The organism is Exiguobacterium sp. SH5S4 (assembly GCF_004337045.1).
GTDB classification, from domain to species: Bacteria; Bacillota; Bacilli; order Exiguobacteriales; family Exiguobacteriaceae; genus Exiguobacterium; species Exiguobacterium aurantiacum_A.
This window is the reverse complement of sequence record NZ_SJUQ01000004.1, coordinates 108,602-129,520: the sequence shown is the minus strand read 5'-3', so window position 1 is coordinate 129,520 and position 20,919 is coordinate 108,602. Positions and strand designations below refer to the sequence as shown.

20 protein-coding genes and 1 other annotated feature are annotated in these 20,919 nt (G+C 53.0%); all 20 genes read right to left on the bottom strand.

All coding sequences use genetic code 11. The features are described 5' to 3' along the window. Positions 1-286: 286 nt before the first annotated feature. The 20 genes from EVJ32_RS04090 to EVJ32_RS03995 all read right to left on the bottom strand — a co-directional run bounded on the left by EVJ32_RS04090 (position 287) and on the right by EVJ32_RS03995 (position 20,820). Positions 287-1,972 carry a b(o/a)3-type cytochrome-c oxidase subunit 1 gene (locus EVJ32_RS04090; RefSeq protein ID WP_070328899.1) on the bottom strand — a complete coding sequence of 562 codons (1,686 nt, stop codon included), beginning with the start codon at positions 1,970-1,972 and terminating at the stop codon, positions 287-289. Beyond that, the gene (locus EVJ32_RS04085) at positions 1,973-2,443 is read right to left on the bottom strand and encodes a cytochrome c oxidase subunit II (RefSeq protein WP_131456835.1); all 471 of its coding nucleotides are present in this window, start codon (positions 2,441-2,443) and stop codon (positions 1,973-1,975) included. It lies immediately after the preceding gene. 21 nt (positions 2,444-2,464) lie between these two features. Continuing rightward, positions 2,465-2,584, bottom strand: coding sequence for a cytochrome c oxidase subunit 2A (locus EVJ32_RS04080; RefSeq protein WP_233589685.1), 120 nt, complete (start codon positions 2,582-2,584; stop codon positions 2,465-2,467). 184 nt (positions 2,585-2,768) lie between these two features. Continuing rightward, entirely contained in the window at positions 2,769-3,479 is a 711-nt protein-coding gene (locus tag EVJ32_RS04075; protein WP_131456832.1) for a Crp/Fnr family transcriptional regulator, read from the bottom strand. Positions 3,480-3,660: 181 nt separating this feature from the next. After that, positions 3,661-5,046 carry an aldehyde dehydrogenase gene (locus EVJ32_RS04070; RefSeq protein ID WP_131456830.1) on the bottom strand — a complete coding sequence of 462 codons (1,386 nt, stop codon included), beginning with the start codon at positions 5,044-5,046 and terminating at the stop codon, positions 3,661-3,663. Positions 5,047-5,151: 105 nt separating this feature from the next. Continuing rightward, a complete protein-coding gene (locus EVJ32_RS04065; RefSeq protein ID WP_131456828.1) occupies positions 5,152-6,318 on the bottom strand; it encodes an MFS transporter in 1,167 nt (388 codons plus the stop codon). A 142-nt stretch (positions 6,319-6,460) separates the two neighbouring features. Further along, positions 6,461-7,174, bottom strand: a complete 714-nt coding sequence (gene deoD / locus EVJ32_RS04060) for a purine-nucleoside phosphorylase (RefSeq protein ID WP_016508372.1) — start codon at positions 7,172-7,174, stop codon at positions 6,461-6,463. Positions 7,175-7,189: 15 nt separating this feature from the next. Continuing rightward, a complete protein-coding gene (locus tag EVJ32_RS04055) occupies positions 7,190-7,897 on the bottom strand; it encodes a response regulator transcription factor (protein WP_070328894.1) in 708 nt (235 codons plus the stop codon). Continuing rightward, positions 7,894-9,645: a sensor histidine kinase gene (locus EVJ32_RS04050; RefSeq protein ID WP_236634102.1), complete on the bottom strand. Its 1,752-nt coding sequence runs from the start codon at positions 9,643-9,645 to the stop codon at positions 7,894-7,896. The genes EVJ32_RS04055 and EVJ32_RS04050 overlap by 4 nt, the downstream gene beginning before the upstream one ends. 103 nt (positions 9,646-9,748) lie before the next feature. Further along, positions 9,749-9,946 (bottom strand): hypothetical protein, encoded by a 198-nt coding sequence (locus EVJ32_RS04045; protein WP_236639478.1) that lies wholly within the window; start codon positions 9,944-9,946, stop codon positions 9,749-9,751. A 146-nt stretch (positions 9,947-10,092) separates the two neighbouring features. Further along, a complete protein-coding gene (locus EVJ32_RS04040; RefSeq protein WP_236634103.1) occupies positions 10,093-11,181 on the bottom strand; it encodes a PQQ-dependent sugar dehydrogenase in 1,089 nt (362 codons plus the stop codon). Positions 11,182-11,216: 35 nt separating this feature from the next. After that, positions 11,217-12,677, bottom strand: coding sequence for an MDR family MFS transporter (locus EVJ32_RS04035; RefSeq protein ID WP_131456822.1), 1,461 nt, complete (start codon positions 12,675-12,677; stop codon positions 11,217-11,219). A gap of 63 nt (positions 12,678-12,740) precedes the next feature. Beyond that, positions 12,741-13,460, bottom strand: coding sequence for an ABC transporter ATP-binding protein (locus EVJ32_RS04030; protein WP_070328889.1), 720 nt, complete (start codon positions 13,458-13,460; stop codon positions 12,741-12,743). Then, a complete protein-coding gene (locus tag EVJ32_RS04025) occupies positions 13,447-14,247 on the bottom strand; it encodes an ABC-2 transporter permease (RefSeq protein ID WP_131456818.1) in 801 nt (266 codons plus the stop codon). Before EVJ32_RS04025 ends, EVJ32_RS04030 begins: the two co-directional genes overlap by 14 nt. Before the next feature lie 3 nt (positions 14,248-14,250). Continuing rightward, positions 14,251-14,817 carry a nitrous oxide reductase accessory protein NosL gene (locus tag EVJ32_RS04020; protein ID WP_201738411.1) on the bottom strand — a complete coding sequence of 189 codons (567 nt, stop codon included), beginning with the start codon at positions 14,815-14,817 and terminating at the stop codon, positions 14,251-14,253. Then, positions 14,804-15,994, bottom strand: coding sequence for a right-handed parallel beta-helix repeat-containing protein (locus EVJ32_RS04015; RefSeq protein WP_131456816.1), 1,191 nt, complete (start codon positions 15,992-15,994; stop codon positions 14,804-14,806). Before EVJ32_RS04015 ends, EVJ32_RS04020 begins: the two co-directional genes overlap by 14 nt. Before the next feature lie 147 nt (positions 15,995-16,141). Beyond that, positions 16,142-17,437: an ABC transporter substrate-binding protein gene (locus tag EVJ32_RS04010; RefSeq protein WP_131456814.1), complete on the bottom strand. Its 1,296-nt coding sequence runs from the start codon at positions 17,435-17,437 to the stop codon at positions 16,142-16,144. A 180-nt stretch (positions 17,438-17,617) separates the two neighbouring features. Next, positions 17,618-18,601: an aspartate--ammonia ligase gene (asnA, locus tag EVJ32_RS04005; protein WP_070328884.1), complete on the bottom strand. Its 984-nt coding sequence runs from the start codon at positions 18,599-18,601 to the stop codon at positions 17,618-17,620. A 65-nt stretch (positions 18,602-18,666) separates the two neighbouring features. After that, positions 18,667-18,908: a binding site (T-box leader), on the bottom strand. A gap of 104 nt (positions 18,909-19,012) precedes the next feature. Further along, positions 19,013-19,918 carry a carbohydrate ABC transporter permease gene (locus EVJ32_RS04000; RefSeq protein WP_236635973.1) on the bottom strand — a complete coding sequence of 302 codons (906 nt, stop codon included), beginning with the start codon at positions 19,916-19,918 and terminating at the stop codon, positions 19,013-19,015. Continuing rightward, the gene (locus tag EVJ32_RS03995) at positions 19,915-20,820 is read right to left on the bottom strand and encodes a carbohydrate ABC transporter permease (protein WP_201739054.1); all 906 of its coding nucleotides are present in this window, start codon (positions 20,818-20,820) and stop codon (positions 19,915-19,917) included. The genes EVJ32_RS04000 and EVJ32_RS03995 overlap by 4 nt, the downstream gene beginning before the upstream one ends. Positions 20,821-20,919: the final 99 nt, after the last annotated feature.

Here is a 20,919-nt window from a genome sequence, read left to right as displayed (position 1 = left end):
TGAACGGTCGATTTTTTGAGTGACAAACGTCTTCGATGACTTGCTTGCTACGATAACGCTTCTTAACTTCGGATTCCCTTCCCCGTATTGCCGTTTGATTTTGCTGACGAGCTCGTCCATCGTGACGTCGAGCTCTCGCCGCGACGGCATCATTTCCCGAAACAATCCAAAACAAAAGACGCATCCTCATTGATTAGGATGCGTCAGTTTGATGAGCGGACGATATAGTCGGCTTGTATTAACGGATTGATCGTTTTGATGCCCCTAGCAAAGGGCTGACTTCAGTTTACCAGAGCACCCAACCTTTCGCTCCCGGAGGCGCGCTTTCAATCAAGTGCCAAATCGGAACCGTGTAGGCGAATGCGATCAAGACGAACGTGACCGTGATCCAGAGCTTCCAGTTCTCGAAGAACCGTGGCGTCTCCATTGCCGCCTCTTCCGTTTCCGCGAGTGGGAACTCTTCCTCACCTTTTGGTGCGAGGAATGACAAGTTGAACATCGAATAGACGAAGATGAGCACCGAGACGAGAAGGATCGTCCCGCCGATTGCCATCGCCATATGGTACGGGATCCATTCACGCGTCAACGCGTCTGAGAAATACGTCGCCGGACCGGTCCGACGCGGGTTACCTTGAAGGCCTGAGATGTGCATCGCATACGACATGATCGACATCCCGAACGCCCACGTCCCCGTCTGAATCAAACCGAGACGGTTCATCGATTTCGTGAGTGTCCGTCCGCGTAGTACCGGCACGAGCCAATAGGCGGTTCCAAAGAACGTCAAGGCGACGGCCGTCCCGACCGTGATATGGAAGTGACCGGTGACCCAAAGCGTGTTGTGGACCATCGCGTTCAATTGGTGCGACGCGTTGATGATACCACCGGCACCAGCCGGAATGAAGAACAACATTCCGACGAACGGGGCGAGGAAACGCACATCGCCATACGGCATCTTTTTGACCCAACCGAATAAGCCGCGTGCGCCGAGCGCGCGTCCCCGCAGCTCGAACGTCGCGAACAGCGAGAACGCCGTCATGAACGACGGGATGACGACGAGGAACGTCAAGATGACTTGGACGAACTTCCAAAACGGATCGATCCCCGGCTCTGTCAACTGGTGGTGGAAACCGACCGGGAACGAGAACAAGAGGAACAACAAGAACGCCATCCGCGCGAGCGCGTCCGAGAAGATCTTCCCACCGATGACTTTCGGCACGACCGTATACCAGACGATATAGGCCGGCATGAGCCAGAAGTAAACGAGCGGGTGACCGAAGTACCAGAACAACGTCCGACTCAGTTCAATCCCGACCGTGTCTTTCCATCCGAGCGAGAGCGGGAGCAGTTGGAACAAAATCGTCCCGGCAACACCGAGTGTCGCGATGACCCAGAGCAACATCGTCATGATACTCATGTACGCTGGGAGTGGCGGGTGAACGCCAGGGTGTTCCCGTTTATAGTCCGCATACATGCGGAACATCGCGAACGCCGAGAACCATGTACCGACGACGAACAGGACGAGACCGACATAGAAGATCGGGTCGGCCATGAGCGGAGCGTAGAACGTGTAAAGTACAGTCGCTTTATTGGCGAGCACCATGATCGTCACGAGTACCGCCCCGGCGATGATCATCCAAAAACCGAGCCAAGCGACACGTGTCGGGAACGATTCAAACCGTCCGAACGACTTGGCGAGCAGCGCGTAAAGTAAGCCGATGATAAACATCGTCGTAAAGACGAGACCAAGCATGATACCGTGAGCCGTCAACAGTTGATAGTAACCGAATACTTCCGGAATGATTCCTGTACGGATGAGCGTCTGCATGAGTCCCGCGATCGCTCCAATCAAGACGGCGAGTACCGAGACGACAACGTGGGCATAGGCGAGGCGCGCTTCTTTCACACCGATGCTCGGCACCGGCACACCGCGCTCCATTTCCCACTGTTTCAGTTTTGAGGCTACGTCGTTCATTTAGTCCACCACCTTAATTTTTGTCGCCATCATGTGATGGCCCGTCCCGCAATATTCGTTACAGAGAATTAAAAATTCGCCTGTTTCTTCAAACGTATACGTGAGCGAGTTGATATGTCCCGGCACGACCATCATGTTGACCGGTGTCCCCGTCAACTGGAAACCGTGGACGACGTCCGGTGACGTGACGAGAAACGTCACTTTCGCACCTTTCGGGATTTCAACGTTCCCCGGTGTGAACGTGAACGCCTGCGCGACCATGACGAGTTCATACTCGTTATCACCAATTTTATTAAGTCCAGGTTTATCGAACGGCGCCGTCTGATGCACTTTTGCCGGGTCGATCAAATCGGCGTCCGATGCGGGCTGGTTTCCGGCCGCAAACGCCGAAATGCCGAGCACTGCCAAAAACACGCCTAATAGAACGATGCCAAAGATCAGCCAATATTTTTCAAGCTTATGAATATGCATGTTTGTTCTCTCCTTTTGACGTTATCGTGTAACAAATAAATAAAAGACCGACGACCACATGGCGATGATGACACCCGCGACAATCATGACCGATGTGAACGTGCCTTTCAGATTCGGTTCTTGCCCACCGTTCTTATCCACGTGAAGGACCCCTTTCGCTATAATTTCCTCTTTCATTGTATGAAATTCACCCCGACTTAATATGTGACTTTTATCACTCCAAAAGTGACAATCACATCAAATTTGCGTAGTTTCCACACATAAAATTCACAATTAGCCAAATCAAGACGACAAAAAAACCGCCTCACTAAGAGACGGTTCCTCGTTATAATCGGCAAATCCCGACCGGACATCCTTCACAGTGGCACAGCTCTTTTAAGAAATCGATATCATGCAAGACGATTGAGTTTCCCGTCGTTGTCAGGACGCCTTCTTTTCGCCACTGGTTCATCATCCGGTTGACGGTCTCACGCGGTGCCCCGATCAGTTGACCGAGCTCCCCGTCGGAAGGATGTCGTGAGATGACGACCGCATCATCTTCTTCTACTCCGTGCATGGCCGCCATCCGAAGCAGCGTCGAAGCGAGCGCTCCCGGCTTTCCGTACAATAGCAAATCACGCAGTTTCATCTCTGAATGCTTACGCATCATCGACGTCCAGCGTAGCACGTCACCGGCAAATTTGGCGTCGTGCTGCATGATGGTCTCGATGTCTTTCTTTGAAATAATGCCAATGACACTTTCTTCCGTCGTCTCGATGCTGTAAGAACTCGGGAACGTGTCGACGATATCAAACTCACCAAAAAAATCGTCGGCGCCATATAAGAACATGACGATTGGATTACCTTTTTTCGTGATCTTTGTGAATTTGACAGATCCGCTCTTCAAATAAAAGAATTTATCACACTTCTCACCTTCCCAACAGACGATGCTGGCCTTCGGGTAGTCTTGAGGTGTCATCATTTCGAGCAATAACTGTTTCGTCTCCGCTGAAAAGATAAAGCTGTTCGGTTCGGTTGTCCCACATTTCGTAGACATGTTCGTCTGCTCCCTCCACAATTCATTCGTGCCTGGAATGTCTCGTACGTTTCATTTATGGCTTTATTATACAGTAGCGCGAGCACCCTAATCACAAAAGTATGTGACATTTCAAACAATCTTCTTTTTTAAGTGCTTCCATAAGAAAAGACTGTAGAAAGTCTACAGTCTCAGATCAGTCTCAGCGATAGACGAGACGAATCAGCTTCTCCGCACCTTTAAAGTTTGGATAACGGATCGGCACATCAAATTTTGTCGTGTTGCGTAAGATTGATTTGGCATGGCTGAACGCCTCAAAGCTATAGCGTCCGTGATAAGCTCCCATCCCACTCTCCCCGACACCGCCAAATGGCAAGTTCGGGTTCGTCAAATGCATGAGGACATCGTTGACACAACCGCCGCCGAATGTCAGATGTTTGAGCACCGTATGTTCGACAGCTTTCGTTTCCGTGAACAGATAGAGCGCGAGCGGATGCGGACGGTCGGACACGAACTCGATCGCCTCATCGAGTTGACGATACGTCAGCACCGGCAAAATCGGTCCGAAAATCTCGTCTTTCATGACAGCAGCCCCATCATGAATATCCGTCATGACGGTCGGGGCGATTTTCAAGCTTTCCCGCTCCGTCGCTCCCCCGAAGAAGACGTCCCCTTGACTCAAATAACTCGTCAACCGATCAAAATGAGACTCGCTGACGATCCGGGTGAAACGTTCTGTCCCGATTCCGTTCCCAAACATCAGGAACGCTTCCCGCTTGATTGCTTCAAGAAACGCATCACGTTTCGACTCGTGGACGAGCACGTAGTCCGGGGCGACACACGTCTGCCCGGCGTTCATCCATTTCCCCCACGCAATCCGTTTCGCCGCAATGTTAATATTGGCATCTTCATGGACGATGGCCGGTGACTTCCCACCTAGTTCGAGCGTGACCGGCGTCAATTGCTTGGCCGCAGCCTCCATGACGATTTTTCCGACTTGGGTCGAACCGGTAAAGAAGATATGATCCCATTTTTGCGCGAGCAAAGCTTGAGCGACGTCTTTATCCCCTTCGACGCTGACGACGTAGCGATCGGTGAACGCCCGTTCGAGCACTTTCGTCATTACTTGGGCCACGTTCGGCGTCAATTCGGACGGTTTCACGACAGCCGTGTTCCCGGCCGCGATTGCTCCGATGAGCGGTGCGATTGCCAATTGGAACGGATAATTCCAAGGCGCGATGATGAGAACGGTGCCGTACGGTTCATACATGACCTCACTTTTTGTCCCGAGGTGGATCGCCGCGCCGCGGACCCGTTTTGGTCGCATCCAACGCTTCAACTCTCGATTCGTCCGACTGATCTCGTCGTAAATAAAGCCGATCTCCGTCGTGAACGCATCGAGCTCTGATTTATTTAAATCTGTTTTTAACGCTTCAATAATTTCCGTTTCGTGATGTTTGATCGATTCTTTCAAAAACGTCAACATACTGAGACGGAATGCGAGCGATTTGGTCGCTTGCGTCTTAAAGAAACGACGTTGCTTACTGATGAGCTCTTCGATCGTCAACTGTTCGATTGGTGCGAGCATAAATCTGCCTCCCTTTGAGTGATAACGCTGTCTTCATCTTATCACTATCCAATCAGACCCGACCATTTTGAACGTTCAGCCGTTGCTGCTTGATACGTGCCCATCTCACCCGGTCTTGTTTGAAACGACACGTTTCCTTGTCTGCTCGATCACAATCAAAAGCAGACCCGCTAGCAGCAAAACAATCCCGGTCAGCGTGAATTTCTGCGTTAACGAGACGGACAGCCACCCTAAGAGAGCCGAACCTACGACCGTACCGAGCGAGAAGAACGCATAGAAGTAGCCATACGATTTGCCGCGATTGGCACTGTTCGTCGCTTTGATCAACATCGTGTTGATGGCCGGGAACAAAATTGCGAAGCCGACGCCATAACAGCCGAGCACGAGATAGAGCAGATTTGCGCTACCTGACAAACCGATCAGAATTTGACTAACCCCAAGGATGCCGATCCCGAGCGCAGCCAAGCGCGCCGGCTCGAACCGGTCGAAGATACGGTTCGTCGGCAAGACGAACACGAGGACGGCAGCAACGCCAAACGTGCTGAGCAACGTCCCGCTGAGCCGTGAGTCATAACCGAGCGCTTGTACGTAAAGCGGTAATAAATAAGCGAGCGCTCCTTGCGAGAACATCAATAAAAACGCCCCGATATATGCTTTGACGACGTCGCGTTCTAGCGTTTTCGAGCCAACCACTTCGCGCCGGTCCTCATGTTTAACAGCGAATCGCAACCGCTTTAACACGACGAGGGCAAGCAAAGCCACAAGCACGCCATACGCCGCCACGTACGTAAATACGACCGGGACCGATGTCCGACTGGCCATGATGCCGCTGAACGCTGGTCCTAGAATCGCCGCCAACCCGACGAAGCTCCCGGTGAGCGCCACTTTTTTCCCTTGTCGATTCGCCGCGGTCAAGTTCGCGGATAGCGTAAACGCAGCCGGTACAATCAAGCCGGCCACGAATCCGTGAACGACACGCACCACCAGTAACATCGAAGCATCATCGACAAGGCGATACATGAGCAGACTCGCACTTGATAACACTAGACCGACGAGTAAGATTCGGAACGGGCCGAACTTGTCCGTCCAAACGCCAGACAAAATGTTCCCGAACGTGTTCGACAGTGAGTAGATGGCAATGACGACACCGGCGATGAACGGCGTCGCACCGACCGAGGTCGCGAACGTGCTCATGACGGGAAGTTGGGCAAACAGATCGAAAAACGCAAAAAAGACGATACTATAAATCACAAAAGCGGATGGTTTATTCACGGAATTCTCTCCTTAGCTCAGCGCCTCCACGGACACTGAGTTTTCAGCTTCAGTCTAGCTTGCCGGTTCCGCTTTGTATAGATACGTTGGCACACTGACACAAAAAGTCCCTACAAACGTTGCGTCTGTAGGGACTTATGATTTAGTTCGTCACTTCGACTGCTGTGTCGAGGGCGACGCGAATCATCTCGTCGAACGTCGATTGACGTTCTTCTGATGTCGTCTCTTCACCCGTTAACAAGTGGTCAGAGATCGTGAGGATCGTCAAGGCGTTGACTTTATGTTTCGCCGCGAGCGTGTAAAGGCCGGCTGCTTCCATTTCGATTGCAAGGCAACCGAAGTCCGCCCACTTTTTGAAGTGGTGGAAGTCATCTTGGTAGAACTGGTCGGCCGTGAAGATTTGACCGACTTTGACCGGGATGCCCGCTTTCTCTGCGTTCATATACGCACGATGTAGGAGGTCGAACGTCGCTGTCGGTGCGTAGTCCATGCCGTCGAACCGGACACGGTTTTGTCCCATCTCACTCGATGCGCTCATCGCGATGACAACGTCACGCACTTTGACGTCTTCTTGAATCCCGCCGGCTGTACCGACACGAATCAAGTTTTTAGCACCGTACGACATGATCAATTCGTTGACGTAAATCGACATCGACGGCACACCCATACCTGTCCCTTGAACAGAGATGCGTTTGCCTTTATACGTACCTGTGAAACCGTACATGCCACGCACTTCGTTATACAGTTCGACATCCTCTAAGAACGTCTCGGCGATGTATTTCGCGCGCAACGGATCTCCTGGAAGTAATACCGTTTCTGCGATTTGTCCTTCTTTTGCCCCAATGTGTACACTCATGATAAAATTCCTCCTTTAAAGTTGTCGTTGGTAGTCTTCCCGATATTCGTTCGGGGTAACACCAACTTGTTTTTTAAAGACTTTTCGGAAGTATTTGTCGTCCGAAAAACCAACCGCTTGGGCGACTTCATAAATACGTTGTCTACTTGTTTCAAGGAGACGCTTGGCCTCGAGCATGCGGATCGACAGCAAGTACTCGGATAAGTTGACGCCATACTGCTGCTTAAAACGACGCGATATGTATTCGCGGCTCAAGTAAAAGCGCTCGCTCATCCCTTGCAAGCTGAGCTCTTCCGCATAATGACGCTCGATAAACGCACCAATTTGGAAGATTGGATCCTCCTCGGCTGGACAGACGTCCGCGAGGGCACGTTCGAGCGTATCGTTCAACACGTCCGGATCAATCGGTTTCAGCAAGTAATCGAAGCTGCCGAGCTGAATCGCGCGCCGCATATACGAATACTCATCGTACCCGGTCAACACGATCAGCTTTACCGACTCCACCTCTTGATGCACCCATTCCATCAACTCAATCCCGTTGCAGCGCGGCATTTGAATATCCGATAAAACCAAGGCTGGGCGCTCTTTCGTGATAATCCGTTTCGCTTCCTCGCCGTCGCTCGCTTCGAACACTTTCGTGACGCCGAGACGTTCCCACTCCCCAAGTAATTTGACCGCTTCCCGTACCGGCGACTCATCGTCGACGATCAATACTTTCGTCATGACGCACCCGCCTCCTTCACGGCCGGGAAACGCATGACGATGCGGAATCCGCCGGTCTCTGGTGTAGCCAACATAAACTCAGCCTCCCGATTATAGTTTAACATGAGTCGATCGCGAATGTTCTTTAAACCGGTGCCTTCCGCACCATGAATCGGTCCTATCGACCGTTCGATCCGTTGTTGCAGGGCGTTCAGCTCAAAGTCCGAGATCGCTCGCCCGCTGTTCTCACAACGGATGATGAGGTCGGCTCCCGTTTGACGGATGTTTAAGCAGAACCGATTGGCCGAAGTCGCCCCGTCCCGCTCAAACCCATGTTTGAAAAAGTTCTCAGCGAGCGGTTGGAGGATCATCTTCGGAACGATCAAGTCGAGCAACGCGTCCGGGACGTCGACCTCGACGTCGAACTGATCGGGGAAGCGGACCTGTTGGAGCCGAACGTACGAATTGAGATGCTCGACTTCGCGCTTGAGCGTCACCATCGACTCGTCCGGGTGCATCGTGTACCGCATCATCGAGGATAACTGTGTGATTAAGCGATAAACCGTTTTACCGTCCCCTTTTAGGGCGAGCGTCCCGATCGACTGCAGCGCATTGAATAAAAAGTGCGGGTTCGTTTGCGCCTGCAGGGCGCGCAGTTCGTTCGTCCGATTTTCGAGCGCCAACCGATATTCGCGCTGAATCAAGTCATCGATCCGTTCGATCATCCGTTTAAATTGGCGGCCGAGCACACCGAACTCGTCATTTCCCAGGGAATCGAACGAGACGGTCATGTCCCCTTGCTCGATTCTCCAAATGTTTGACGTGAGCGTTTTAATCGGCGTCGTCAAACGCATCGATGCGTACGTCGCCCCGATCAACGCTAGTACGAGCGAAACCATCCCGACGACGAAGATGATGAATGACGTCCGGGATGCCGGTTCAATCAACAACCGATCCGGAATCGATTTCCCGACATAAAACGTTTGATTCTCAAACTCGAACGATTTAATGATCCGATGATGTTTCCCGTCGACCGACATCGACTTCGCCGCCACCGTGTCCGGGATGTCCTCGTCCCCAAGCTTGGCAAACACTTGATTGTTCCCGCCAATAAACCAAAGGCTTTCCTCCGGATTGTTTTGCAGCGACGCGAGTTGTCCGACAAACACGTCTTCCGGTATATCGATCGAGAGGATCGCGAGCGGTTTATCCGTCTCGATCTTGTCGAGCCGGAAATGAAGCGTCACAACCTCTTCTGCCGAGATGATCGGTCCAAAGTCGTGGTACGGGACGAGCGGATGCGACGCCTCGAGCAAGACACGGCTCTCTTCATACTTCAGCAATTGTTGTTGAATCGCACTCGGTTGTTTTTTCGAACGTGGTGACACTTTCATTTTATAAGCGGCGAACGAGTCCATGTCTTCGAGCATGAGCAATTGAATCTGTGCGACATCCTCCCGTGATAAGTACATACCAAGGAGTGCCCGCCGAACTTCAAGCTCCGTCTGCTCGAGTGACAGCCCGGGACCGTATTCAAGAATGTCGAGGACGTCCCGATTGGCGTATAGGCTCGTCGGCAGGCGGCTCAAGTCAGAGATGTAGCGTTCGATCTGCAACGTCCCGCGCTCGAGCGACCAGTCCGTGAGCTCGAGACCGCGCTCTCGTTCCCGGTCTTTGACGTACCAAAATGATATGACGGTCGCTAAAATAACCGGAACGATGATCGTCAATGCGATCATCCCGGTCAATTTCGTACGGATGCTCCTCACCGACACCCCTCCTCTTGAAGATTATATCACGGGTCATGCAAGCGTTTGCAATACCATCGTTAAAAAACTCGTCCCTCAGTTTCCCGAGAGACGAGCCAGCTGTTCATTCATAAGAACGTAGCAGTTCTACAATCCCAAATTCGTGGCTCCAATCTTTCGCCACATCGATCGGTGTCATACCATCGTCATTTTCAATGGTGACATCTGCCCCGCTTTCGAGCAAGAGCACTAATGAATCGTAGTCCATTCCATCATTGTACAGCAAGTTATGGAGCGGCGTATCGCCATAACTGTCTTGCATGTTAACATCCGCCCCATTCGCCAGTTCCTCCCGAATCGCATCCGCACCTGCATTGTCGTACACCAATTCTTGAAGCGGTTCTTCCGTCATTTCACCGGCGAATCCGTAACACAACAAAAAAATAGAAACTGACGAGATGTCAGTTTCTAACGTAATTCCAACATGAACAGTTGATCGTCTTCCGCTCCCGGATTTCCCCGGCCGTCCGTATTGTTCGTGATGTAATACAGACGGTCGTCTTCTAACCAGACGTCCCGGATGCGCCCTTGATCCTCGATGAGCGGAACGACTTCGCGCGTCTCGCGGTCGATGGCGACCAAACGATTCCCACGCAACGTCGCCATATAGACGTACTGTTCGTCGGCAATGATGCCTGATGGCGCCCATGACGTTCCTCCGACCTCAAACCAAGGCGTCTCGAGACCGTCTTCCGTCTCATCGGCCTCGATGATCGGCCACCCGTAGTTGTTGCCTGGCTCGATGATGTTCACTTCGTCATGACCGGACGCCCCGTGTTCGCTCGCATAAAGCACGTCTTCGATGACGGTCAACCCTTGCGGATTCCGATGGCCGGACGAATAAATCCAATCGACCGGGTCCCCTTCGCCGGACAACGGCACGCGCAGGATTTTTCCGGCAATCGACGTCTCATCTTGAGCGAGGTCTGGGACGAGTGCGTCTCCGGTCGTGACCCAAATCACGTCACCGTCGAGTAATAAGCGTCCGCCGTTATGAAACTGCGCCCCGGGTATGTCTTCCAAGACGATGTCCGTCTCTTCAAATCGTTCTCCGTCCCACGTCAATTCGACGACCCGGTTCCGCACATCTCCAGGTGTCCCATACGTATGATAGGCGTACAGCTGTCGCGACGTCGCAAAGTCATCCGCGAGAGCAAGACCGAGTAGTCCGCCTTCCCCGATTTCAAGCACATCTTCAGTCAGTTCGACCGGTTGACGCGAGACGTTACCGTCAGCATCAATGACAGCAATCGTTCCCCCGCGCTCTGAAACGAGCCAACCGTCCTCGGTTCGTGCAATCGACCATGGGACGTCGAGCTGTCGCGCAATCGATTCGTTCGCCCCAACCGATAACGCGTCATCTTCGTTCGGCGCCCCTTCCGTCGATTCAGCCGGTTGTTCGATCGGGGTTTCCTCTTCTTGGACCGCATCGTCCGCCGGATCAGACGCACAACCGGCAACAAAGACGAGTGACAACATGAGTAACCATCGTTTCAACGTGACCGCCTCCTTTCCCCCATCATACCGCGCTTTCAGGCGTCGCGTGAAGGTTCGGGTGGGCGGGCCGGTAACCGAAGCGCGATGAGCAAAGCGATGAACGCCGCGAGCGCCGCTCCGACGAAGACACTGTTCAGTCCCGAGGCGATCAACTGCTCACCTTGCAGACGGACGCTCTCGTCAAGCGTGGCACTCGCCGCCCGGTTGAAGAACGATTCGAGCGAGGCACCGCTCAACGTTTCGTCGTTCCGGAATCCGCTCAAGACGATAAAGTTGAACATCGCCCCGAACACCGCGACGCCGAGCGTCTGTCCGACCGTACTTAAAAACGAGTTCGCCGCTGTCGCTGTACCACGCTCTCGGTACGACACGACCGTCTGCAACACGACGATGAACATCGGTTGTGACAAACCGAATCCGACGCCGATGATGGCGACGGCGAGGTACACCCAGACGTCCGAACTCGATGGAGTCATCAGCGTCAAGATGACCGTCCCGACCAAGAGCAGGCCCATCCCGAAAACAGCCCGTCGTCGCGGTGATGCCGCTCCGAGCGTCCGTCCGCCGATAATCGACGTGAACGTCCATGCGACCGAGAGCGGCATGAGCATGAAGCCCGCCTCCGTCGCCGATTTACCAAGTACAGCCTGTGCCCAAATTGGGATGTAGGCTGACATCGAGACGAGCACCCAAGCAGCAAAGAAGACGGCCCCGTTGATGGACGCGATAATCGGCTGCTTCAAAAGCTCGAGCGGTAGGAGTGGTGTCTTGGCCCGGCGCTCAGACATGAAGAAGCTGACGAGCAAGATAAGACTGAGCACAGCGCTGACGACGACCGGTAGCGTCAAGATGTTCGTTTCACTGAACGTGATCAAGGCGTACAAGAATGCGGTCGTCCCCCCAGCGAACAGGAGTGCCCCTTTTATATCGATCCGTTCGGTCGTCTCGGCGACCGTCTCTTTATAAAATGTGACGATCATGATGAACGATAAGAGCGCAAACGGAACGTTCAACAAGAACACGTAGCGCCAAGACAACGTCTCGACCAAAAATCCTCCGATGACCGGTCCGAGTACACCGGACACGCCCCACACCGCACTTAAAATCCCTTGAATCTTACCACGCTCTTCGTACTTATACATGTCCCCGATAATCGTCATCGAGATCGGCAGGACCGCACCGGCGCCAAGACCTTGTAGCGCCCGAAACACGATCAACTGCTCCATCGATGTCGCTAAACCGCATAAGAGCGAGGCGAGTGTGAACAGCCCGATCCCAAACAAGAGGACACGCTTTCGCCCGAACAAGTCGGCGACTTTCCCGTAAATCGGTGTCGACACCGCCGTGAATAGTAAGAAGGCGGCAAATACCCAACTGACGAGCGCCGCGCCGTTCAACTCGCTCGCAATGACCGGCGTCGCGACCGAGACGACCGTCCCTTCGATCGCCGCCAAAAAAGTCGCAAGCAGTAGTGCGACCGTAACATTCTTTCTCATCTGTTCCATCTCCCCACAAAAATAGTGGCGCCGGAAGGCTCCGACCACCACTTCAACTGTCTATTATTTTGTGCGAGCGGCGTCTGTTTGACAAGCCTCAACTTCCGGTTCGAAAAAGAAGTTTTTAATTTCGGCGTAAGCGGCCTGTTCATCTTGAACGAGGACACGTCCGGCCAGCCGGCCGGCATCAAGCATCCAGACTTCGTCAGCAAGCCTCGCCGCCACATCGAGCTGGTGTGTCGAGAACACGATCGTCGTCCCGCGGTCGGCCTCTTCCCGCAACAGTCGGCCCAATACATGCATCCACGTCGGGTCGAGACCGTTCGTCGGCTCGTCTAGCAGTAAAATGTCAGGTTTCGTGACCAACGCTTGAGCGAGCAGGAGGCGTTGCCGCATCCCTTTCGACAACATCCCGACCTGTTGCCGGGTCTTGGCGTCAAGCCCGACACGGTTCAATAGAGACGCATCCGGTTTGACCCCTTGAAGCAACGCGTAATACGCAAACGTCTCACCGACGGTCCACGACGGATCGAATGCGAAATCATCAGGCATATAACCAAACGATTGATTATACGATTTTCGACGGTCACGCGTCTCCCCGTTCAACGAGATATGACCGACACTCGGTGCGAGCGTACCGTTCATCATGTTCAGTAGCGTCGATTTCCCAGCCCCGTTGCTTCCGCATAAGGCGACGACCCGACCGTCGGCAATCGCTCCGTCAAGCGGATGGAGCGACCATACATCGCCATAGCGTTTACCGACCTGTTCAAGCTGAATCATGTCGTCCCTCCTGTCGAAGTAACCAAGCTGTCCCAAACCACAACACAAACACGACACTTAAGATCGCGATGCTGACGGTCAAACTACCGAGTGGGTCGCCGAGCCAGCCGATAAACGTTTCATAGACGGCCCCGAACAGGTCAGGTGCCGACAAGACCGAGCTCACCCAGACGCGCAGCAGCTCAAACCCGTTCAAAAACAGAAGCCCGACCATCGCACTCGCTTGCGACCCGTAAGGTAGCCAAGCAATCGTTGCCACGAGTAGCGTCGGCCAAAGTAAAACGAGGACGACCCAGACGATGAACGAGAGGAGCACGGCTCGAAGCCTCGTCCGTCCGACGACGCCGATGAACGTGCCGATCGCGGCCCCGTACGCGGTGAGGCCGAACGCATACACCCATAGGACGAACCACGTCTCGAGCGGCATCGAAACAAGGAACGAGGCGAGCGCGAACGCAAGCGTGATGACGAGTCCTTGCGTCGCCAGGAATGCGCTGTAACGCATCCAGACCACGCGGCGCATCGACACCGTGAACGTCGAGACGAGTCGCATCCGCTTGGATTCACGCTCATTGCCCCACTGCAGTGCCGTCGTCAACATGACGAGGAGCGGTAACACGAGCCCGATCACCGTGACGAGTGTCGCGCTGACGTTCGTATACGCCGTCGCCACCGGGATCGCTTGGCCGAGACCACCCAGCAAGACGAGTGTCAGTACCCAAGCAAGCAAGAAGACGTAACTTTCTTTCTGACGCAGCGTACGGGACCATTCGATCCGCCATAACATCGCTTACTGCCCGTGACCGTCAGATGACTCATCCGAATCGTGCGCGTCACTCATGTCGCTCGCTTCGCCATCGTCGTCCGAGTTCATTTTTTTATGGTGTTTCATCTCGCCGCGTTCCCACGTGTGTTCTTTCAAGTCGTCTAAATCCATCACCATGCCGCCATTCTCTTCGGCATACGTTTCCGCGTCCGCTGCTTTTGCGAACGAGACGATGTTATAAGCCATCGGCGTTTTCGCTTCTTTATTATAGACAAACGCACCTTCCTCTAAATCGACCCAGTCCATCGTGTTGTAGTCTTTCACATACATCGCCGCGATGTCCTCTTCCGTTTGCTCAGGGTACCAGTCACGCATCAAACAACCGATATCGTCGAACGCATAGCCTTTCCCGTTGTCCATGATCGCTTCGGCAGCGAATTGTTTATCCATCACTTTCATCTTGCACACTTCACACTCGGTCTCGCCCCATTCGATATCGAACGGTTCCGCCGCAGCGCTCGAACATGCCCCAAGTGCGAGCGTCAAACTTGATGCGGCGAATAGTCCTGCCATTTTCTTATACGTAGTCATATCGTTTCCTCCCAAATATCCATAGTAAAACCATCATTCCGGTTAAAGCGACCGCTCCGAACGACCCGTTCCACTCGATGCGAAACGCGGACACAATTGGTCCTGCGTCCGTGAGTGTGACCTCGTCCGGGCTACGGAGCACACGTTCAAGCACGGTTAGCCCCGGGGCACCGTACAGCAACTCGAACGCTTCATATGAATCGGCCAATAAAAACAAGTACGGGTCGGCCCGAAACGGGATCTCACTGAACCCGTCGCGTGTCAAATCGAGCGTCTGTCCGCCCCAATCGTTTCCTTGAATCACATTGTCTGCCGACTCAAACGAGACGACCGGATACCGATTGCCGGTCAAGTCATTCCCTGCCATCGTCATCCCGTTCGCTGACTTCAAGCGCAGTCCTACATCATTACCGTTCACACCGTTGTCATGAATCGTCGTCCACTCGGATTTTTCCGCATAAATCCCGATCCGATTGCCGAAGATCGCGTTGGCGCGCAACGTCGTCTCGACTGCTTCAAACAACATGATCCCGGTCGCCGTCGCGCCGACTTGGTCATGGATTTGTCCGTTCTCGATGACGACGCGCTCTGTCCCCATGATCATCGCACCTGCTCCGTTGCGCCGGAGGTTCGGCAAATTGATCGACACGTCTGTCGGAAACATGAGATGGACACCGTATCTAGCATCAGCAACGCTCGGGCGAATCAGCTGGTGACCCGACCCGTTCTCGATGTAGATCCCGTCACGGACTCGGTCGATGACCGCCCCTTTGATCAAAGCCGCTTCGCTGTTCAATAGCGAGATGCCCTCGTGTTGATTAGACCCCGAGATGACGGGACGGACGAGCCTTACCCCGTAGCTGTCTTCCACTACGATACCGGTCCCGGACGCTTCGACGGTCACATCGATCAACTGATGGCCAAGCCCTGAGACTTGTATGGCAGCCACGTCCGTCTGCCGGCACTGTTCGACCAAAACATTCTCGAGCACCGCCCCGGTCCCTTCTAACCGAAACGCCGGTTCATTGCAGCTGACGAAGCGTTTCCCAGCACCGTCAAACGTCTCATTCGAACGGACCACGATCGGTTCTTCAAGCGTCACTAAATCGGACTCCGCGTGGACAGACGGGGCTGCGAACAACAAGCCGATGAGCAATCCAAGTTTTAGTTGTCTCATAACCCCTCCTCTTGATCAATCGCTTACAAAACATATTGTACGAAAACCTAGGGGGGTATGTGTGTGCTTTTTATGGGATTCCTGTGACAGTTTCTTCATAAAAAAAACACAAGCGGCGAAGGGGTCAGTTCGCTGCTTGTGTTTTCTTTATTTAGCTTTATCCATCCATACTTTTGTGAAGTCTTGGAGCATCTCGTCACCGGTCTTCTGACCGCCGACGTACGCTTGCATCAAGGCACCATACTCGTTGACCGTGCCGTCCGGATACTTGAACCAGTTCCATGAGATCGTCTTGCCTTCGTTCGAATAGGCAAGGATATCGTCAGCGAGTGGTCCGAGGTCGTTCGCTTCGATCGATTTGAACGCCGGGATGAACTTGAACTTGTTGACCATGTAGTCTTTTCCTGTGTCTGACGTCGCCATCCACTCGAGGAAGTCTTTCGCTTCTTCTTTATATTGTGAGTTTTTGTTGACGACCCAGTTATTCGGGACGCCGACCGGCAAGCGGTCCATCTTCTCTTTATCATCATTGATCGGAATCGGTACGAAGCCCATCTCGATGTCCGGATTCACGTCGAGAATCATCTGTTGGGCCCAGTTTCCTTGCTGGAGCATCGCTGTCTCGCCTTGGGCGAACTGTGTGACTTGCGTGTTGTAGTCCGTCGTGAGCGGGTTCTTGTTGCCATATTTGATGGTCAGGTCGAATAGTTTCAAGAACTGTTGGAACTGCTCATTGTCTTCGAACTTCTCTTTGTTGTCGTTGAGCGCTTGGATGAACGCCTCGGGATTATCTTGTTGCGCCATCGGGATGTTGAGCAAGTGGATGCCGAGAATCCAAAACTCCGCGTAGCCGACCGAGAACGGCGTGATACCCGCCTTGTCCAACTTTTCAGCCGCTTCCGTCAATTCAGACAGCGTCTTCGGCAGTTCGCTGATGCCCGCTTTCTCAAACAGCTCCTTATTGTAGATGAAACCGTAGCCTTCAAGGTTCATCGGCATACCGTACAGTTTCCCGTCCATCGTCATCGGTTCTTTGGCCACTTCCGTCAAATCACCGACCCACTTTTCATCCGACAAATCTTCCAACTTATCTTTCCACGTCTGTGCTTCCGTGAAGCCACCGTTGTTAAAGATATCCGGTTCATTGCCAGATGCGAATTGCGATTTGAGCGCGGCACCGTAGTCGGCTCCGCCGCCGACCGTTTGAACGGTCACTTTGACGCCCGTCTCTTCTTCATATTCTTTCGCCATCGCCTCGAGGTCTTTAGCGATTTCAGCTTTGAATTGGAAGACGTTCAACGTCACGTCTTTTGAATCCCCGCTATCCGCGTTCCCGTCAGCCGACCCTTCCCCTTCTGTGAGCGATCCGCCCCCGCAGGCAGCGAGCGTCAATACCATGCCAGCCGTCATCACAGCTGTCGATAATCTCCATTTGCGTTTCATCTTACTTCCTCCCTCGGTGTGTAAGTCGACTAAAATAATCGATCCAATCAGTACACCCTTACTTTAAATGAAAACGCTTCCATTATGTAGGTGTCAAAATTGACGTGTAGGGTGGAAAATGTTGTACAGAAAACCAGGACTTTCTCGTAAGAAAGTCCTGGCTCATTTGCTTCTATATAATTACAACAGGCTAATTCCAGCTTCTTCGCACGCCGCGACCATCTCGCTCGGCCAGACCGACGATTGGACTTCACCGATATGACGGGCCCGGAGCAGATACATGGCGACACGTGACTGGCCGATTCCGCCTCCGACCGTAAGTGGGAGACGTCCTTCGAGCACGGCTTGATGGAACGGATACTTCCGCTTCTCTTCCGCGCCAGCTGTCACCAACTGTTCAGCGAGCGCTGTCTCATCGACACGGATCCCCATCGACGACAGTTCGAACGCCGTCTCGAGTTCTGGGTGCCAGACGAGAATATCGCCGTTGAGCGACCAGTCGTCATAGTCAGCCGCTCGGCCATCATGTTTCTCTCCTGAGGCGAGCGCGCCTCCGATTTGTGAGAGGAAGACCGCGCCATGCTCTTTACAAATCGCATGTTCCCGTTCTTTTGGCGTCAGCGTCGGATACAGGTCTTCTAGCTCTTGGCTAGTCAAGAAGTGAATCGACTCAGGGAGAATCGCTTCGATCGCGTATGCCGACTCGACCGACCGTTCCGTTTCAAGCAAGGCCGCATAAATCGATTCGACGGTCGCTTTCAAATAGTCGGTCGTCCGGTGTTCCCGGGCGATGACGCGTTCCCAGTCCCATTGATCGACATGAAGCGAGTGTGTCGCGTCGAGTTCTTCGTCGCGGCGGATCGCACGCATCTGTGTATACAACCCTTCGCCAACTTTGAACCCGTACCGGCCGAGCGCTTCGCGTTTCCATTTCGCAAGCGACTGGACGATTTCAAGCTCATGTCCCGGATATTGTGTGTCGAACTGAATGATACGCTCGACGCCGTTCAAGTGATCGTTGACTCCGCTCGCCGATGTGACGAACAACGGTGCCTGTACTTGCGTGAGACCTAGCGCCGTGCTGAATTTGTCCTCGAACATTGCCTTTACCGCCGTGATTGCCTGTTGTTTTTCCTTCATCATGCTTGTTGCTGTCGTTGTCATTTTGTCTTCCTCCAATTGTGGGATTTGGGACGGAGCAATAGAAAAAAGCCCTCCAATCCCATGGACTATGGGACGGAAGGCTTCAAGCTCCGCGGTGCCACCCAAATTAGTAGACGAATCTACTCACTTTTTCGAGACGAACATCTCGTAGTTCCGATAACGGGGAACGGTCCGGCTACGTCTACTTGCAAAGCGTTCGGGTAGCGACTCCAGGAGGTTCTTCGACAGAGATTTCAGTCCGGGCTCTCACCTTCCCCGGCTCGCTTTGCTTACGTCTTCTGTGTACTCGTCCTTTCAATGTCGTTCACAATTGAATTGAACTAATTATTATAAATATTCAGACGAATGTCAACAGCTTTTCTAAAAAAATTCTCCCCCGTGTAGCGGACGAGGGAGATCCCTTGGGAAGGGTTATTTGATCGAGCCGCTCGTAATCCCTTTGATGATATGCTGTTGCATACCGAAGAAGAAGATGAGAAGCGGAACGATCCCAAGAACTAAACCAGCGAGTGCCAAATCCCATTGTTTCGTATATTGTCCGAAGAAATAGAACGTCGCGAGCGGGATCGTCCGCAGTTCGATGTCTCGGAGGACAAGTGAAGGTAACAGAAAATCGTTCCAAATCCATAGGCTGTTCAAGATGACGATCGTCACCGTGATCGGTTTCAAGAGCGGGAACACGATCCGCCAGAACAGCCCCCATGTCGAGCAACCGTCGATGATGGCCGCCTCCTCGATCTCTTCCGGAATCGATTTCATGAAGCCATGATATAAGAACACCGAAATACCTGACCCGAACCCGAGATACATGACCATCAGTCCCCAATGACTGTTCAATAGACCGAGCACGCTCGATACTTTTACGAGCGGAATCATGATCGATTGGAACGGGATGACCATCGCCGCGACGAACAAGAAGAAGATGACGGTCGAGATCCAATGTTTCGTCCGGACGAGCTTCCATGCCGCCATCGACGTGAAGATGACGATGACGATGTTCGCGCCGGCCGTGATCAAAAGCGAGTTCAAAAAGACGCGGCCATAGTTCATCGCTGCCCACGCTTCCGTATAGTTCGATCCGAGCCAGACGCTCGGCAGTGCGGACGTGTTCGTATAAATCTCAGCGATCGACTTGAACGAGTTGACGATGACGTAATAAAACGGGACGAGATACAAAAGTCCTAGTAAAATAGCGACCAATTCGATGAGGCCAAGGCCGGTCGTATACCCGCTCGTCCGCAGCGGCTTCTGCGGCAACTGCCGTCTCGGCGTCTGATCGATTTTTGGTTCGAACTGTTCAATTTTTTCCGTCGTCATGCCTGCACCTCCCGTTTTTTCGTCAAATACACTTGGGTGACGGTGATCGCCGCGACGACGAGGAAGAAGACGACCGCTTTCGCCGAGCCGAGACCGTAATTGTTGTTCACGAACGACTCTGTATAAATGTTCAAGGCGAGCATCTCGGTCGATTTGAACGGTCCTCCGTTCGTGAGCGACAAGTTCGTATCGAATACTTTGAACGACCAGGAGATCGTCAAGAACAGACAGATCGTAATCGATGGCATGATCATCGGGAGCGTGATATGACGCAACATTTTCAACCGGTTCGCCCCGTCGATCCGGGCCGCTTCGAGCAAATCCGTCGGTACGTTTTGCAGCGCCGCGATATAGATGACCATCACGTAGCCCCCGCCTTGCCAGATCGCGACGATGACGATTCCCCAAAACGCTGTCTGGGCGTCGCCGAGCCACGGCAGCTCGAACAGGCTCCAACCGGTCAATGATCCGATTGACTCGAATCCTTTCACGTAAATGAATTGCCAGATGAAACCAAGGATGAGTCCGCCGATCAAGTTCGGCATAAAGAAGACCGTTCGCAATATATTTCGCGTCTTAATATTCATCGTCAACAACAGCGCCAATGAAAAGCCGACGATGTTCGTCATGATGACGGCCACGATCGTGTATTTCGTCGTGATCCAAAACGACGAACGGAACTGGGCGTCCTCGAACAAGAGTCGATGATAGTTATCCCATCCGACAAAGTTCAACTGGCCGGTCACCCCGTTCCAGTCCGTGAAACTGTAATAGATCCCGTTAAAGAACGGGATGAGTACAATGGCCACGAACGCCAAAAAGGCCGGACCGACAAATGCGATAAAGCTTGCCGGCTTCTTCCAATTCCGTCTCTGTTTGCTTCGCTTCGGTGTTTCAATCATCTTCATCGCCTCCACTATCAATTTACCTGCAATGAAATGAAATGAAAACGGATACATTTGACGGAATGGGTGGAATATATTGAACTCAATTAGTGAATT

Bases quoted from the DNA above. Each gene is read 5' to 3' on its own strand.
- EVJ32_RS04090 (WP_070328899.1), bottom strand. From the start codon at position 1,972: ATGAACGACGTAGCCTCAAAACTGAAACAGTGGGAAATGGAGCGCGGT.
- EVJ32_RS04085 (WP_131456835.1), bottom strand. From the start codon at position 2,443: ATGCATATTCATAAGCTTGAAAAATATTGGCTGATCTTTGGCATCGTT.
- EVJ32_RS04075 (WP_131456832.1), bottom strand. From the start codon at position 3,479: ATGTCTACGAAATGTGGGACAACCGAACCGAACAGCTTTATCTTTTCA.
- EVJ32_RS04070 (WP_131456830.1), bottom strand. From the start codon at position 5,046: ATGCTCGCACCAATCGAACAGTTGACGATCGAAGAGCTCATCAGTAAG.
- deoD (WP_016508372.1), bottom strand. From the start codon at position 7,174: ATGAGTGTACACATTGGGGCAAAAGAAGGACAAATCGCAGAAACGGTA.
- EVJ32_RS04055 (WP_070328894.1), bottom strand. From the start codon at position 7,897: ATGACGAAAGTATTGATCGTCGACGATGAGTCGCCGGTACGGGAAGCG.
- EVJ32_RS04045 (WP_236639478.1), bottom strand. From the start codon at position 9,946: ATGCAAGACAGTTATGGCGATACGCCGCTCCATAACTTGCTGTACAAT.
- EVJ32_RS04035 (WP_131456822.1), bottom strand. From the start codon at position 12,677: ATGAGAAAGAATGTTACGGTCGCACTACTGCTTGCGACTTTTTTGGCG.
- EVJ32_RS04030 (WP_070328889.1), bottom strand. From the start codon at position 13,460: ATGATTCAGCTTGAACAGGTCGGTAAACGCTATGGCGATGTATGGTCG.
- EVJ32_RS04025 (WP_131456818.1), bottom strand. From the start codon at position 14,247: ATGTTATGGCGGATCGAATGGTCCCGTACGCTGCGTCAGAAAGAAAGT.
- EVJ32_RS04020 (WP_201738411.1), bottom strand. From the start codon at position 14,817: ATGACTACGTATAAGAAAATGGCAGGACTATTCGCCGCATCAAGTTTG.
- EVJ32_RS04015 (WP_131456816.1), bottom strand. From the start codon at position 15,994: ATGAGACAACTAAAACTTGGATTGCTCATCGGCTTGTTGTTCGCAGCC.
- EVJ32_RS04010 (WP_131456814.1), bottom strand. From the start codon at position 17,437: ATGAAACGCAAATGGAGATTATCGACAGCTGTGATGACGGCTGGCATG.
- asnA (WP_070328884.1), bottom strand. From the start codon at position 18,601: ATGACAACGACAGCAACAAGCATGATGAAGGAAAAACAACAGGCAATC.
- EVJ32_RS04000 (WP_236635973.1), bottom strand. From the start codon at position 19,918: ATGACGACGGAAAAAATTGAACAGTTCGAACCAAAAATCGATCAGACG.
- EVJ32_RS03995 (WP_201739054.1), bottom strand. From the start codon at position 20,820: ATGATTGAAACACCGAAGCGAAGCAAACAGAGACGGAATTGGAAGAAG.